This window comes from Kribbella endophytica (genome assembly GCF_054781295.1).
Genome location: NZ_BAAGUR010000001.1, coordinates 3,380,623 through 3,396,363, shown reverse-complemented (window position 1 = coordinate 3,396,363; position 15,741 = coordinate 3,380,623). Strand labels below are relative to the sequence as shown.

Genomic DNA, 15,741 nt, shown 5'->3' with positions numbered 1-15,741 from the left:
CGACGGAGTGGGAGAACTATTACAGCCGCTTTGTCCCCGGTCAATGGCCACGACCCGGCGCCGGTCCGTCGGCGTTTCGGTCTTGACAGGAGCCGGGCGCCGCTCGACGCTGTGAACCGACAGTGGTCGAAGCGCTTCGACCGGTAGTGCGACCGAGGAGGCAGCCATCGTCACGATCGCCGATGTCGCGCGGCACGCCGGGGTGGCGGCCAGCACGGTGTCCTACGTGCTCAGCGGGAAGCGGTCGATCTCGTCCGAGACGCGGGACCGGGTTCAGGAGGCCGTCCAGGCACTGGGCTACCGGCCCAACGCCAGCGCCCGCGCCCTCGCCTCGAACCGCTCCAACGTGCTCGCCCTGGTGATCCCGCTGCGCGCCGGCATGCACGTCCCGGTGCTGATGCAGTTCGCGACCGCCGTCGTCACCACCGCGCGCCGCTACGACCACGACGTCCTGCTGCTGACCGCGGACGAAGGCCGCTCCGGGCTCGAGCGCGTCTCGCAGAGCGCCCTGGTGGACGCGCTGGTGGTGATGGACGTCGAGCTGCACGACGAGCGAGTGCCGCTGCTGCGCGAGCTGCCGATGCCGTCGGTGCTGATCGGCATCCCGGCCGACACCGACGGCCTGACCTGCATCGACCTGGACTTCTTCGCGGCCGCCGAGCAGTGCGTCGACCACCTGACCGATCTGGGGCACCACAGCATCGCCCTGCTCGGTACGCCGTCAGCGGTCTACGCGCGGCAGACCGGGTTCGCCCACCGGACGCTGGCGGGCTTCCGTGCCGCCGCCGAGCGGCGCGGCGTCGTCGGCATCGAGACCCCCTGCGAGGCCACCTTCGACGCGGTCCTCGAGACCGTCGGCGAGCTGCTGCAAAAACATCCCGGGATCACCGGCCTGGTGGTGCAGAACGAGCCGATCATCGGCCCGTTGCTGGACGTCCTGCGCCGGCTCGGCCGGCGGGTCCCCGAGGACATGTCGCTGATGGCGATCTGTGCCGACGACGTGGCCGAGCGGCAGGTCCCGCAGCTGTCGTCGGTCACCCTGCCCGCCGAGGAGATCGGCCAGCACGCGGTCGAGGCCCTGATCGCCAAGCTCGAAGGCAACGGGACCTCGGCGGTCACCCTGGTGCCCGCGCGGCTGACCGCCCGCGCGAGCACCTGCTCCGCTCCGGAGGCTCAGGAGCGGACCACCGCCTGACCGCCCGCGGGCAGGACCAGGTGTCCACTCACGTCGGCGCCCGACAGCAGCTCCCGCCCTTCAGCCGGTACGACGGCCTCCGCGTCCCCGTGGTTGAGCAGGAACGTCCAGGTCGTCCCGTCCGCCTGGCGCCGTACGAGCTCCACGCCGTCCGGTAGGTCAGGCAGCTCGATGCCCGCTCCCCGCATCGCCTGCTCCAGCAGCGCCCGGTACCCGCCGTCGTCGAGCTGCGTGGAGACGTACCAGGCGACGCCCTCGCCGTACGCGTTGCGCGTGACGGCCGGCGACCCGTCCAGCACGCCACCGGCGTACCGGTCGATCGCCTCGGCCCCGGTCAGTTGCACGTCCTCGCTCCACACACGGCCACGGCCGCCCGACGCGAGCTCCACCTCGGCGACCGGGTGGAACTCCTCGACCCGCACACCGAGCAGCTCCGTGAGGGCGCCGGGATAACCACCCAGCCAGACCTGCGCGTCCTCGTTCACGATCCCGCTGAAGTACGTCACCAGCACGTGCCCGCCGCCCTCGACGTACCGGGCGATCGAGGCGGCCGCCTCAGCCGAGACCAGGTACAGACTCGGCACCACCACCAGCCGGTACGACGAAAGGTCGGCCGTAGGACCAGGCAGGTCGACCCCGACCCCGGCGGCCCACAGCTGCCGGTGCGCGGCCTGCACTGCCGCGAGGTAGTCGAGCTCGGACGACGGCAGGTGCGTCGCCTGCATCGCCCACCAGGACTCCACGTCCCACAGCACCGCGACGTCGGCCTGCACCGCGCTCCCGTCGATCTCCACGAGCCGCGGCAACATGGCCCCGAGCTCAGCAACCTCTCGGAACCTCCGGCTGTCGGCCCCCGCGTGCGGCACCAGCGCGGAGTGCCACATCTCGGCGCCACCCCTCGATGCACGCCACTGGAAGAACAGCGCGCCCTTCGACCCGCGGGCGACGTGCGCCAGGCTGTGCCGCGTCATCCGCCCGGGTTCCTTGGTGTGCAAGCGGGTCCCGACGTTCACGGATCCGGCGGCCTGCTCCATCAGCAGCCACGACCGGCCGCCCGCCCACGACCGCGCGAGGTCCGCGCCGAAGGCGGTCTGCTCCTCGGCACCGCGGCCAGCAGCGCCCGGGTAGTGGTCGATGGCAACGAGATCGACCTCGGCGGCCCAGCGCGCATGGTCGACCGGAACCCAGTCCCCGAAGACGAAGTTGGTGGTCACCGGCAGCTCCGGCGTGAACCCCCGCAGGATCTCCTTCTGCTCCCGGTACGCGGCCAGCAGTTCGTCGGACCAGAACCGCTGGAAGTCCAGCGCCTGCGTCGGATTCACCAGGTACTGCGTGGCACGCGGCGGCCGGATCTCCTCCCAGCTCGAGTACCCCTGGCTCCAGAAGGCCGTCGTCCACGCCGCGTTCAGCCGGTCCACGTCGCCGTACCGCTCGCGCAGCCAGCGCCGGTACGACGAAGCCGCGTGATCGCAGTGGCAGATCGTGCCGTACTCGTTGTGCACGTGCCACATCGCCAGCGCGGGATGCCCGGCGTACCGCTCACCCAGCGCCCGCGCGATCCCCGCGGCCGCTTCCCGGTACGCCGGCGCGCAGGCGCAGTACGTGTCGCGACTGCCGTGCGTCAGCCGTACGCCGTCAGCGCGGACCGGCAACGCGTCCGGGTGCGCCAGGCTGAACCACGGCGGTGGCGAGGCCGTCGGCGTGGCCAGGTCGACCTGTACGCCGCCGTCGGCCAGCATGTCCATCACCTGGTCGAGCCAGCCGAACTCGTATCGCCCGGGCTCAGGCTCCAGGCTGGACCAGGCGAAGACCCCGACGGTCGCCAGGTTGACCCCCGCCTGCAGCATCAGCGCGACGTCGTCCTTCCACACCTGTGGCGACCACTGCTCGGGGTTGTAGTCGCCGCCGTAGTACAGACCCGTCATACCGGTTCTCCGTAGGGGATGCCGAGACCGTTGGTGGACAGGTAGACCCGTCCGAACACCCGCGGGTCGCCGGCGATCGCATCGTTGGTCGAGGCGTACTGGTGCCGGTCGTCGTTCACTCTGACCCAGCTGCCGCCGCTGTCGTCGGACCGGAAGATGCCCCACACCCCGGCCACCTTGCCCGAGGTGTAGACCGCCATCTCCCGGCGTCCGGGCGCTGCCTTGCCGAAGCCCACCGTCAGCGCCTCCTGGATGCTCGTCACCCGTTGGTAGCTGAGGCCGCGGTCGACCGAGCGGTAGAGACCCGCGGCGCCGGCCGCGAGCCAGCAGTGCCCGGACCGGTTCAGCACCGTCTCGAGCTTACCGCCGCCGACCGGCAGATCCGTTGCCGTGGGCAAGAAGCTCCGGCCGCCGTCGAGACTGCGGTACGCCGTACCGGTGGCGCCGTCGACCGCGTGGAACAGGTTCGCGTCGACCCGGTCCGCGACCACCGCGACCTGCTGCGGCAGCCCGGTCACCGGCGTCCACGAGGCGCCCCGGTCGCGCGAGTAGTGCGGCAGCACGTCGCCCGGCACCCACAGGATCGTGCGCGCGTCGGTGCTGACAACGATCTTGCCGGGTTGCGTGGACCCGGACGGCTCTCCCGCGAAGGGCTGCCAGCTCGCGCCGGCGTCGGTCGAGTACGCGCCGCGCTGCAGGCTGTCGCCGTACGCGACCCGGACGACGAACCCCTCGGCCCGGGCCGCGTAGTCGAGGCTCGGCGACGACCCGCTGACCGGGTTGGACGCCTGGCCGTCCGGCGGTACGACGTCCAGCCGGTCGTGCCGGTAGACGCCGATGTCGCCGAGCGCGCTGATCAGCGGCGGTCCCCAGGGCGGGCTGATCAGGTCGAGGACGGCCGTCTCCTCCAGCCCCTGTGCGCGGACCGACCAGCGGGTGCTGCGGCCCTTCTCGGCGTTCGTCGCGTCGTCGGTGCCGAAGATCGTCGCGCCGGTGACGTACAGGACCTTGCCGGAGTCGAACGGATCGATCGAGAGGTCGCCGATCATCCAGCCGAGCTTCGGTGTGCCGTGGAAGTCCAGGTACGGCGCGCCCGAGGTGTCCAGCTCGATCTTCGCGCCGATCGAGTGCCAGGTCGCGCCCCCGTCGACCGACCGGAACACGTCGTCGACCGGACCCCACCGGCCCATCGTGGCCACCATCACCGTGCCCGGCCGGCGCGGGTCCACGGCCAGGCCTGCGTAACCGAACCCCGCTTCGCCGCCGGTGTTCGGCCTGAGCGGGGTGATGTCGGTCCAGACACCCGTCGCGGTGTCGAGCTTGTGGACCGCGCCGTCGTACATCTCGTACGGCCCCGGCAGGTCTCCGTACGTCACGTACAACTGCCCGTCCGCGGCCAGTTCCCCGTGGTGGGGCATCCAACCGGTTGGTTGGTTAGCGAGCGGCGACCAGGTCAGGCCGGCGTCCTCGCTGCGCCACACGGGGTTCGCGCGATCGGTGGTTCCGACGTAGATGGTCCTCGTCGCGCGGCCGGGCCGGCTGGCCCGCCGGTCGAAGAAGACGAAGCCGAGCCCCAGCCCCGCCGTACCGGTGGTCGGGAAGCTCTCGACCCGCGCCCACGTCTCACCGCGGTCGGTACTGCGCCACAGGCCTTCGTTGCGGGTCCCGAAGTACAGGATCCGCCCGTCGCACGGATCGACGGCCAGCCGCTCGCCCATCGAGCGACCGGGCTCGTTCCCGCCGAGCTTGAACGGCAGATCGGTCCGCTGGAAGGTGCGGCCCTGGTCCTTCGACCGCAGGATCGCGCCGCTGATCGGCGACCACTCGTTCGTGTAGGTGCCGACGGCAAGGAAGAGTCGCGACGGGTCGCGCGGGTCGAGGGCCAGGCTCTCGACCCCGGTCAGGCTCCAGTCCTCGAAGCCGACCCACTCCAGCAGTTGGACCCAGCGACGCGTCCGCGGGTCCAGCCGGGCCGCGCCGCCGATGTCGGTCCGGACGTAGACCAGACCACGCTGCGCGGGATGGTGCACGATGCCGGTGACGAAGCCGCCACCGACGATCTCGACGTTGCGCCAGCGGTACCGGCCGGCGCCGTGCCCCGGGGACGCGGTGGCCGGCTGCGGCCAGGCGGCGACCGCGGCCGCGCCGGTGCCCAGGGCAAGGAAGTGCCTACGGGGAAGGGACATCTCTCTCCTTCGGACGGTTCAGCCCTTGACCGCGCCGATGATGACGCCCTTGGTGAAGTGCTTCTGGATGAACGGGTAGACGAGCAGGACCGGGATCACGGCGAGCACCACGATGGCCATCTTGATCGCCAGGCTCGGCGCCGGCGCGAGGCCGAGTGCCGGGCTGGAGGTGACGCCGCCGGCGCCGCTCGGCAGCACCTGCGCCTGGACGATGTAGGTCCGCAGGACCAGCTGCAACGGCCACTTGGTGTTGTCGTTCAGGTAGAGCATCGCGTTGAAGAACGCGTTCCAGTAGCCGACCGCGTAGAACAGCCCGACCACGGCGACCACCGCCTTCGACAGCGGCATCACGATCCGGGTCAGTACGGCGAACTCGCCGGCGCCGTCGATCCGCGCGCTGTCGATCAGCTCGCCCGGGATGCCCATGAAGAACGCCCGCATCACGATCAGGTTGAACGCGGAGATCGCGGTGGGCAGGATCAGCGACGCGTAGCTGTCGATCAGGCCGAGCGAGTTCACCAGCAGGTAGCTCGGGATGATGCCCGGCCCGAACAGAAAAGTGAGCAGTACGACGAACAGCAGCGGCCGGTGCCACAGCGATGCCGGCCGGGACAGCCCGTACGCCGCGAGCACGGTGATCAGCAGACTGAACGCCGTACCGACGACCGTGATCACCGTGCTGATCACCAGAGCCCGGGTGACGACGCCACCCGAGAGCAGCTGGACGTACGCGGCCAGGGTCAGCTCACGCGGTACGACGACCAGCCCACCCGCCCGCGTCACGGCTTCGGTGGAGGACAGGCTGGTGACGACCACGACGTACAGCGGGAAGGCGACGACCAGGAAGACCAGGGCCAGGACGACCGGCTTGCCCAGCCGGCCGACCAACGTGGGCTCTTCCTCCCAGACCGGCCGGTCCGGATGACGTCCCGGCCGGAACAGTGAACCGGCCGGCGGCTTGACGGCTTGTGAGCTCATGAGCGCGAGTACACCCCCTGCTCGCCCACCAGATGGGCGAATTTGTTGGCGGCCAGCACCAGCACGAGGCCGACCAGTCCCTTGAACAGTCCGGCGGCCGCGCCGTACCCGAAGTCGCCGACCAGCAGGCCCTCGAAGTACACGTAGGTGTCCAGCACCTCGGACGCGCCGGCACCGACGGCCTGGCGCTGCAGGATGAACTGCTCGAAGCCGACGGTGAGCGCGTCGCCCAGCCGCAGGATGAGCAGCAGCACGATGACCGGGCGCAGGCCCGGCAGCGTGATGTGCCACAGCCGCCGCCACCGGTTCGCGCCGTCGGCCGCGGCGGCCTCGTACAGCGCGGGGTTGATGGTGCTCAGGGCGGCGAGGAAGACGATCATCCCCCAGCCCGCGTCCTTCCAGATCGCCTGCGCGGTCACCAGCAGGATGAAGCTGTCGGGGTTCGTCATCAGGTCGACGGCCTGGAACCCGTTGGCGCGCAGGCTCTGCGCGAGCAGCCCGGCCCCGCCGATCATCTGCTGGAACAGCGACACGACCAGCACCCACGAGAAGAAGTGCGGCAGGTAGACGACGCCCTGGATGAAGGTCCGCACCCGGACCGACAGCACGCTGTTCAGCAGCAGCGCGAGCAGGATCGGGATCGGGAAGAAGAAGATCAGCTGGAACGCCGTGATCGTGAGCGTGTTGACCAGCGCCGACCAGAACGCGCCGTCGCCGAACATCCGGCTGAAGTTGGCCAGGCCGATGAACTCGCTGTCGCGGATCCCGACGTACGGCGAGTAGTCCTGGAAGGCGATCACGTTGCCGAGCGTCGGCAGGTAGTGGAAGAGCAGCAGCAGGACGATCACCGGGGCGACCATCAGCAGCAGCGGCCAGTCCCGCCGGAACCGGACCCGCCAGTGCGGGCGGGTCCGGCGCGGTCCCGGCGCCGGCGCCGGCTGCTGCGCGGTCGGCGTCCTGACCTCATCGACCGTTGTCACTGAGCACCTTCGCGTAGAAGTCGCGGCCCTCGTTCCCGCCTCCGGACCGCCAGGCCTCCACCGCCGTCTTGAGCTCCGACACCGGACGCCGCCCCCGGAGGATGTCCTGCAGCTTGTCGTCGAACGGCTGGTTCAGGCCGGCCAGCTTGGACGGCGCCTCGACCCGGATGCCTTCGAACGGGTTCTTCTCCATCCGCTTGCAGGACTCGTTCTCCCAGGCGCTCATCGCCTGGACGTAGCCGGGGTACTGGCTCTGCGTGTGCGCCGACGGCCGCCCACCGAGGAAGATGTAGGTGTTCGCGACCTCCTTCGAGCCCAGCGCGGTCAGCTTCGGGGCGCCGGAGCTCTCCTTCGTGTAGTGCTTGCCCTCCACGCCGTACGCCGCCAGCTGGTACTCCTCGGTCCCGAACGGCGCCGCGGTGTAGTTCAGGACGCCGAGCAGCTCCTTGATCCGCGCCTCGCCGAGGCCCTTCTTGACGAAGGTGAAGATGTTCGCCGGGTCACCGCCCCAGACGATCGCGTCGCCACCGTCGTGGGCGAACGGCATCACCGCCTGCATCTCGAACGACGGGTTGATCGGCAGCTGCCGCTGCAGCGCCTCGGCCCAGGACCCCGTGCCGTCCTGGTACACCAAGACCTGGCCGCCCTCGAACAGCGGCTTCTGGTCGGCGCCCGCGTTGCCCACCACGGTGGGGTGCACGTACCCCGACTGGAACAGCTTGCGGGTGAAGGCCACCGCCTCCTCGAACTCCGGCGTCTCGATCTTCTGCACGAGCTTGCCGCTGGAGTCCTTGCGCCAGCCCGCCGGTGCGCCGAAGGCCCGGGCCATCTCGTCCACGATCGAGCCGAACGCCCAGCGGTTCGCCTTGGCGTCGGTCAGCTCCTTGCCCAAGGCAAGGACATCGTCGGCGTTCTTCGGCGGCTCCGCGCCCAGCCTGGTGAACAGGTCCTTGCGGTAGTACAGCGCCCAGGGCAGTCCCACTCCCGGGAAAGGGACCGCCTTGAGCTGCGAGTTCCACACGCCGTACGCCCAGGCGCGAGTCGGCAGGTTCGCGAGCATCGGGTACGCCGCCGCCTTGTCGCCGGCCAGGTACGGGGTGAGGTCCTCGAAGAGCGTGTCGACCGCCTGGCCGAACCGGGTCTGGCCGGCGATCTCCCAGCCCGGAACGCACAGCAGCTCCGGGACGTTGCCGGCCGCCAGCACCGGGCCGAGCTTGTCGCCGTACTCGTTGCCGTTGACGACGTTGAACCGGACCGGCGCGCCGATCCGCTCGTTGTTGGCGTCGAAGTAGGAGTTGTTGCCCAGGCCGGGCGGCAGCGGACCCCACAGCGGGGTCATCGCGCTGACCTCCTTGCCGCTGGTCACCGCCTTGTCCGGCAGGGCGCGCTTCAGCTCGGACGGGTACTTGGTGAACCCCGGCGACGCGCCGTTGCTGCCCGGCAGGTCCGGCTTGACCGGCTCGTACGCGACGTACGTCGGCAGCAGCCCGGTCAGCTTGTCCTCGGTCTCGGCCCGGCCGCTGGTCGACGACCCGGCGCCGTCGTTCGAGCAGGCGGTCAGAGCGGTGCCGCTGGTCGCGACGGCCGCACCGGCGCCGAGCAGGGAGAGAAAGGTCCGGCGGCTGGGTGAGCCGCCTGCGGGTGCGATCACGGGGAGATCCCTTCCGACTGGGAACGAGCGACCGTTCCGGGTAGAATTAGTTGGGCTAGTAGCCAAACAAATTAACGCAGGACCGCAGCCGCCACAAGGTGTAGAACTGACCCAGGCGCACCACACCCCGCGCCGACCGAGCCGAAGAGGACGGACCTTGACCCCTCACACCGCGGACCACACCGACGTCCGCGCCACGAACCTCGCCGCCGTGCTCGGCCACCTGCGCGCCCACGCGCCCTGCTCACGGGCCGCGATCGCCACCGGCACCGGGCTGAACAAGGCCACCGTCACCAGCATCGTCGCCGACCTGATCACCCAGCGGCTGGCCCGCGAGACCGAGCAGACCCAGAACCACGTCGGACGGCCGGCCACCTTGCTGGTGCTCGACGGTTCGGCGTACGCGGCGATCGGGATGGAGATCAGCGCCCGCGGGCTGACCGCGATCGCCTACGACTCAGCCGGCGGGCAGCTGCTGCGCTGGCACCGGTCCGGCCCGGGCACCGGCGCGACCCCGGCCAAGACGATCGCCGCGGTGGCCGCGCTGGCTCGCCGCGCGATCTCGGCGGTGCACTCCTCCGGGCGCGACGTCCTCGGGCTCACCGTCGGCGTACCGGCCCTGGTCGACCGGGAGGGGACCGTCGTCCTGGCGGCGGGACTCGGCTGGCACGACGTGCCGTTGCGCGCCGACCTGGTCGCGGCTCTCGGCCGCCCGGCCTTCCCGGTGCTGGTGGACAACGACGCGAACCTCGGCGCCCTGGCCGAGCACCGGTACGGCGAGTACGCCGGCACCGCGGACCTGATCCAGCTGTCCGGCGACACCGGCGTCGGCGCGGGCGTGATCTGCGACGGCCGGCCGCTGCGCGGACGGCACGGGTACGTCGGGGAGATCGGCCACCTGCGGATCCAGCCGGACGGGCCGTTGTGCGGTTGCGGGCGGCGCGGCTGTCTGGAAGCGATGGCCGGCCTGCCGGCGATCCTCGCCCGACTCGATCCCACCGACGATCCGGAGTCGGACCCGCAACTGCGGACCGACCAACTGGTCCGGCGGGCCGAGGATGGTGACGCACCGACCCTGAAGACCCTGAAGGAGGTCGGCGGCCTGCTCGGCCAGGGCATCTCCGTGCTGGTCGACCTGCTCGACCCCGAATTGGTCGTCCTCGGCGGTTCCTACGCGGCCCTCGGTCGCTGGCTGGCGCCCGCGATCGAGCAGGAACTGGCCGAGGGCGCCCTGGTCGCAGCCAACGGCCGGTGCAAGGTCGTCGCCTCGGCCTTCGGCCACGACGCCACGTCGATCGGCGCCGTCGCCCGCTCCCTCGACCGCCTCGACTCCGGCCGCCTGCCGGTCGCCACCGGCTGAACCACCACCAGTACTCGCGCTGAGATCTTGACCACCCGCGCCCGGGGTGCGACGCTCTGAGACACCTTCTGATCGAAGCGCTTCGATGACTGCCCTTCCGCCCTCCCCGAGCTGATTGTCGAAGCGCTTCGACCGCCTTTCCGTCGGCAGACGGCCGAGCGCCCCGGAGCCCGATCACGATGACCTCCCCGCCCAGCACGCCGCCCACCTCTCCTCCCCCGTTCCGCGACCCGGCCCGCAAGCTGCCGGAGCGCGTCGGCGACCTGCTCGAACGGCTGACGCTCGCCGAGAAGCTGGGCCTGCTCCACCAGCACCAGGGCGCCGTACCGCGGCTGGGTCTGGCGTCCTTCCGGACCGGGACCGAGGCCCTGCACGGTGTCGCCTGGCTCGGTCCCGCCACGGTGTTCCCTCAGGCGATCGGCCTCGCGACCAGCTGGAACACCGACCTGGTCGAGGCGGTCGGCTCCGCGGTCGGCGACGAGGTGCGCGCGTTCCACCACCGCGACCGGACCGCGGTCGGCCTGAACGTTTGGGCGCCGGTGGTGAACCCGCTGCGCGACCCGCGCTGGGGCCGCAACGAGGAGGGCTACTCGGAGGACCCCTGGCTGACCGGCAAGCTGGCAGTCGCCTACGGCCGCGGCCTGACCGGGACCGCGCCCGGCCCGTTGAAGACCGCGCCGACGCTGAAACATTTCCTTGCCTACAACAACGAAACCGACCGGTGCACGACCTCGAGCAACCTGCCGCCGCGGGTGCTGCACGACTACGAGCTGCCGGCCTTCCGGGCTCCGATCGAGGCCGGCGCCGCGGTCGCGGTGATGCCGTCGTACAACCTGGTGAACGGACGGCCCGCCCATCTGAGCCCGCTGATCAACGACGTGCTGCGCGGCTGGACCGAGGACGATCTGCTGGTCGTGAGCGACGCCGGCGCGCCCGCGAATCTGGTCGGGCTGCAGGGCTACCACCCCGACGGCCCGTCGGCGTACGCCGCGGCGCTGAAGGCGGGCATCGACAGCTTCACGCAGGACGACAGCGACGCCGGCCCGTCCGTGCGGCACCTGACCGACGCGCTGGAGCGGCGCCTGCTGACCGAGTCCGACATCGACGACGCCGTACGGCACGCGCTGGCCGTGCGGTTCCGGCTGGGCGAGTTCGACCCGCCCGAGCTCGATCCGTACGCCGACCTCGGGGACGACGTCGTCGGTTGCCCTGCGCATCGACAGCTGGCGCAGGAGGCCGCGCGGCAGTCGATCGTGCTGCTGAAGCACGAGTGCCACCTGCTGCCGCTGGACTCCGCGACCACCGGCCGGGTGGCGATCGTCGGACCGCTCGCCGACACGCTGTACGAGGACTGGTACTCCGGCACCCTGCCGTACCGGGTCACCGCCCGCGACGGCCTGGTCGAACGCCTCGGGGCGGACGCGGTCGACTTCTGCGAGGGCGTCGACCGGATCGAGTTGCGGACGCCGGACGGCTGCCTGAGCGCAGGCGAGGACGGCGTCCTCGGACTCGGCCCGGCCGGCGGCTTCGACCTGTTCGACTGGGGCGGCGGCGCCTGGACGCTGCGCTCGGTGCAGACCGGGTCGTACGTCACGGTGACCGACAACGGTTCCCTGCGCGCCGATCACCCCGGGCCGAGCAGCTGGGTCGTCAACGAGACCTTCGAGCTGCACCTGACCGGCGAGACGCACGCGATCCTGCGGCACCGTACCGGCAACCGGTACGTCGTCGTGAACGCCGACGGGTCGGTCACGGCCACCGCCGAGGACGTGGGCTCGGCGACGACCTTCACGCTGGAGACCCTGGTCGACGGCGCCGCCCAGGCGGCCGCACTGGCGGCCCGGGCCGACGTCGCGATCGTTGTCGCAGGCAACCATCCGCTGGTGAACGGCCGGGAGACCGAGGACCGCGAGTCACTGGACCTGCCGGCCGGCCAGGAGCGGCTGGTCCGGGCGGTTCAGGAGGCCAACGCCAGGACAGTGCTGGTGATGTCCAGCAGCTACCCGTTCGCGGTGGAGTGGGCCGACCGGCAGCTCCCCGCGGTGCTGTGGTCAGCGCACGGCGGTCAGGAGTACGGACGCGCGCTGGCCGACGTACTGTTCGGCGACGCGGACCCCGCCGGACGGCTGCCGCAGACCTGGTACCGGTCGGCCGCGGACCTTCCCGACCTGCTCGACTACGACATCATCGCCACCGACGCGACGTACCTGTACTACCGGGGAACTCCGCTCTACCCGTTCGGCCACGGCCTGAGCTACACCACGTTCGCGTACTCCGACCTACGCCTGAGCTCCGCCTCCGTACCGGCCGACGGCGAGCTCCTGGTGAGCCTGACCGTCACCAACACCGGTGCCAAGGCCGGCCGGGAAGTGGTCCAGCTGTACACGCACCAGCAGCGCTCCCGGAGCAAGCAGCCGCTGCGGCAGCTGCGCGACTTCCGGCGAATCTCGCTGGCTGCCGGGGAGAGCATCGAGGTCGAGTTCGCGCTCCCGGCGGCGGACCTCGCGCACTTCGACGTCACCAGGAACCGGCCCTGCGTCGAGACGGCCAGGTACAGCGTCCTGGTCGGGCGATCCTGCACGGACACCCGGCTGACGGCCTCCTTCGACGTGCACGGCGAGCGCATCCCGCCCAGGAACGTCGGCGCCGCCCCCCTGGCCGCGACGGGCTTCGACGAGTACTGCGCGGTGACGCTCACCGACGCGACACCGGTTCGCGGCGACGCCGTACGGTCGCTGGAAGCCGGGGCGTGGCTGCTGTTCGAGGACGTCGACCTGACGACCGGGTACGGCCGCTGCGTCGCCACCGTCGGGTCGGAAGGACCCGGCCCGGCGTCGCTCGAGCTCCGGCTCGACGACCCGCTGCACGGCGCCCTGCTGGGCACGATCACGGTGCCGCCGACCGGCCATCGCCACAGCTGGACCGACCAGGTCGCCGCCCTCGCGCAGGCCGACGGCGTACGGGCCCTGTACGTCGTCTTCTCCAGCGAGGCGATCTCGCTGGAGAAGCTGACGTTTCTCTCTGCCTAGACCACGGTGACGGTGAACCGGTCGCAGGTGCCTTCGAGTACCCGTGCGACCGGTTGCCCGTCCGTCAGGGTCAGCTCGATCGTCGCGACGGTCGCACCGTTCGGCCCGGGCAGGCCGACCCGCTGGGACTGCCCCTCGGACGGCGCGAACCAGCGCAGCTCGACGCCGTCAGCCCAGTCGTAGTCCGGGCGGTCGTCCACCGCACCCACCGCGATCACGGCACCTTCCCGGACCAGCACCGGCAGGCTGTCGAAGCCGTGCGTCTCGGTCACCCAACGACTCCCGGCCAACCGCTCGCCGGTCAGCAGGTGCGTCCAGTTCCCCTCGGGAAGGTAGAAGCGGACCTCGCCGTCCTGGCTCATCACCGGCGCCACCAGCAGGTCGGGGCCGAGCATGTACTGGCGTTCCAGGTAGGCGACGCCGGGATCGGCAGGGAACTCCAGCACCATCGGCCGCATCATCGGCGTACCGGTGGTGTGGGCCTGTTCGGCGATCGCGGCCAGGTACGGCATCAGCGACAGCTTCAGCTTGGTGAACTTCCGCAGTACGCCGACAGCTTCCTCGTCGAAGGCCCACGGCACCCGGTACGAGCTGGACCCGTGCAGGCGCGAGTGCGACGACAGCAGTCCGAACGGCACCCAGCGCTTGAACACCGCGGCGTCCGGCGTGCCCTCGAACCCGCCGATGTCGTGGCTCCAGTAGCCGAATCCCGACGACGCCAGCGAGAGGCCGCCGCGCAACGACTCGGCCATCGCCTCGAAGGTCGACTCGCAGTCGCCACCCCAGTGCACCGGGAACTGCTGGCCGCCGACCGTCGCCGACCGCGCGAACAGGACGGCGTCACCTTCGCCGCGCTGCTCGGTCAGCAGGTCGAACACGGCCCGGTTGTAGAGGTGCGGGTAATAGTTGTGCATCCGGCGCGGGTCCGACCCGTCGTACCAGACCACGTCCTCGGCCGGGATCCGTTCGCCGAAGTCGGTCTTGAAACAGTCCACGCCGAGGTCGAGCAGCGCCTGCAGCTTGGACCGGAACCACGCCGTCGCGGCCGGGTTGGTGAAGTCGACGATCGCCATCCCGGCCTGCCACAGGTCCCACTGCCAGACCGAGCCGTCGGGGCGCTTCAGCAGGTAGCCGAGCCGGCGCCCCTCCTCGAACAGCACCGAGCGCTGGGCGATGTACGGGTTGATCCACAGACTCACCCGCAGCCCGCGGTCCTTCAGCCGCCGGACCATCCCGGCCGGATCGGGGAACGCGACCGGGTCCCAGAGGAAGTCGCACCAGTGGAACTGGCGCATCCAGAAGCAGTCGAAGTGGAAGACGCTCAGCGGCAGGTCGCGCGACGCCATCCCCTCGACGAAGCTGCTCGTCGTCTCCTCGGTGTAGTCGGTCGTGAACGAGGTCGACAGCCACAGGCCCATCGACCAGGCCGGGACGCGGGCCGGGCGCCCGGTGAGCGCGGTGTAGCGACGCAGGACGTCCTTCGGTTCCGGACCGCCGATCACGTAGTAGGTCAGCTGCTGGTCCTCGACGCTGAACTGGTTGCGGGAGACCACCTCCGAGCCGACCTCGAACGACACGTGCGCCGGGGTGTCCACCAGCACGCCGTACCCGGTGCTGCTCAGGTAGAACGGCACGTTCTTGTACGCCTGCTCGCTGGAGGTCCCGCCGTCGGCGTTCCAGATGTCGATCACCTGGCCGTTCTTCACCAGCGGACCGAACCGCTCGCCGAGGCCGTACACCGTCTCGCCGACGCCGAGCGCGAGCTGCTCGTGCAGGAACTGCCGGCCCTCCGGGTCGGTGATCAGCCCGATGCTGCGGGCGCTGGAACCGGTCAGCGGCTTGCCGTCCCGCTCGAAGCGCAGGTCCCACGGGCCGTCGAGCTGGACCACGGCGGTCAGGTCGCCGCTGGTCAGCCGCGCGGTCTCCCGTCCGACCTCGACCTTCACCGGATGATCGTCGCCGGTGGTCAACTCGAACGCGGGCCGCGGCGGCAGCCCGCCGCTGTGGTGCTCGATCTTCACACCGATCACGTCGGGAGCCGGCGAGCTGAGCGTGACCGTGAACAAGGGCTGGTTCAGGGTGTCGCCCCGGCCGACGATCTGCTTGGCCGGGGCGTAGACGACGAGGGACCGCTCGGAGGCCTCGACACTCTCGACCGCGGCCGGGCGCAACCGCGTCAACCCCGCCCGCAGCTGCCAGTAGCCGTCAGTGAACTTCATCGACTGCCTCTCTACCTGGACGCGGCTCGGCCGCACAGCCGATTGTCGAAGCGTTTCGACAAACCGTAGGAGAGCACCCCCGCGCCGTCAATGCCCCGCCCGCCCAGCGAGCAGAAGCGCTGTCCGCCGAGCACGCGGTAACACTGTCAGCCGAGCGGGCAGAAAGCGCCGTCAGCCGAGCGGGAGGTAGCGCTGTCGGCCGAGCGGGCAGAAAGCGC

9 protein-coding genes are annotated in these 15,741 nt (G+C 70.8%); 3 read left to right on the top strand and 6 right to left on the bottom strand.

Features of this window, described 5'->3' with window-relative positions; translation table 11 throughout:
- The first annotated feature begins 226 nt into the window (after positions 1–226).
- A complete protein-coding gene (locus ACYVIO_RS16260; RefSeq protein WP_460651597.1) occupies positions 227–1,195 on the top strand; it encodes a LacI family DNA-binding transcriptional regulator in 969 nt (322 codons plus the stop codon).
- Here ACYVIO_RS16260 and ACYVIO_RS16255 read toward each other — a convergent pair.
- From ACYVIO_RS16255 to ACYVIO_RS16235, 5 genes are read right to left on the bottom strand one after another with little or no spacing between them, the layout of a single operon-like run.
- The gene (locus tag ACYVIO_RS16255) at positions 1,174–3,120 is read right to left on the bottom strand and encodes a beta-galactosidase (protein ID WP_460651596.1); all 1,947 of its coding nucleotides are present in this window, start codon (positions 3,118–3,120) and stop codon (positions 1,174–1,176) included. The genes ACYVIO_RS16260 and ACYVIO_RS16255 overlap by 22 nt on opposite strands.
- On the bottom strand, positions 3,117–5,306 hold the full coding sequence (locus tag ACYVIO_RS16250) for a WD40/YVTN/BNR-like repeat-containing protein (RefSeq protein ID WP_460651595.1): 2,190 nt from the start codon (positions 5,304–5,306) through the stop codon (positions 3,117–3,119). The genes ACYVIO_RS16255 and ACYVIO_RS16250 overlap by 4 nt, the downstream gene beginning before the upstream one ends.
- Before the next feature lie 18 nt (positions 5,307–5,324).
- Entirely contained in the window at positions 5,325–6,284 is a 960-nt protein-coding gene (locus ACYVIO_RS16245) for a carbohydrate ABC transporter permease (protein ID WP_460651594.1), read from the bottom strand.
- Entirely contained in the window at positions 6,281–7,264 is a 984-nt protein-coding gene (locus tag ACYVIO_RS16240) for an ABC transporter permease (protein ID WP_460651593.1), read from the bottom strand. The genes ACYVIO_RS16245 and ACYVIO_RS16240 overlap by 4 nt, the downstream gene beginning before the upstream one ends.
- Complete coding sequence (locus ACYVIO_RS16235) at positions 7,248–8,915, bottom strand: extracellular solute-binding protein (RefSeq protein WP_460651592.1); 1,668 nt, start codon at positions 8,913–8,915, stop codon at positions 7,248–7,250. Before ACYVIO_RS16235 ends, ACYVIO_RS16240 begins: the two co-directional genes overlap by 17 nt.
- A 157-nt stretch (positions 8,916–9,072) precedes the next feature.
- On the opposite strand from ACYVIO_RS16235, the gene ACYVIO_RS16230 reads away from it, so the two are divergent.
- A complete protein-coding gene (locus ACYVIO_RS16230) occupies positions 9,073–10,275 on the top strand; it encodes an ROK family protein (RefSeq protein ID WP_460651591.1) in 1,203 nt (400 codons plus the stop codon).
- Positions 10,276–10,454: 179 nt separating this feature from the next.
- Positions 10,455–13,304 carry a glycoside hydrolase family 3 C-terminal domain-containing protein gene (locus tag ACYVIO_RS16225; protein WP_460651590.1) on the top strand — a complete coding sequence of 950 codons (2,850 nt, stop codon included), beginning with the start codon at positions 10,455–10,457 and terminating at the stop codon, positions 13,302–13,304.
- Here ACYVIO_RS16225 and yicI read toward each other — a convergent pair.
- Positions 13,301–15,523, bottom strand: coding sequence for an alpha-xylosidase (gene yicI / locus ACYVIO_RS16220; protein ID WP_460651589.1), 2,223 nt, complete (start codon positions 15,521–15,523; stop codon positions 13,301–13,303). The two genes, ACYVIO_RS16225 and yicI, sit on opposite strands and share 4 nt — an antisense overlap.
- Positions 15,524–15,741 lie beyond the last annotated feature (218 nt).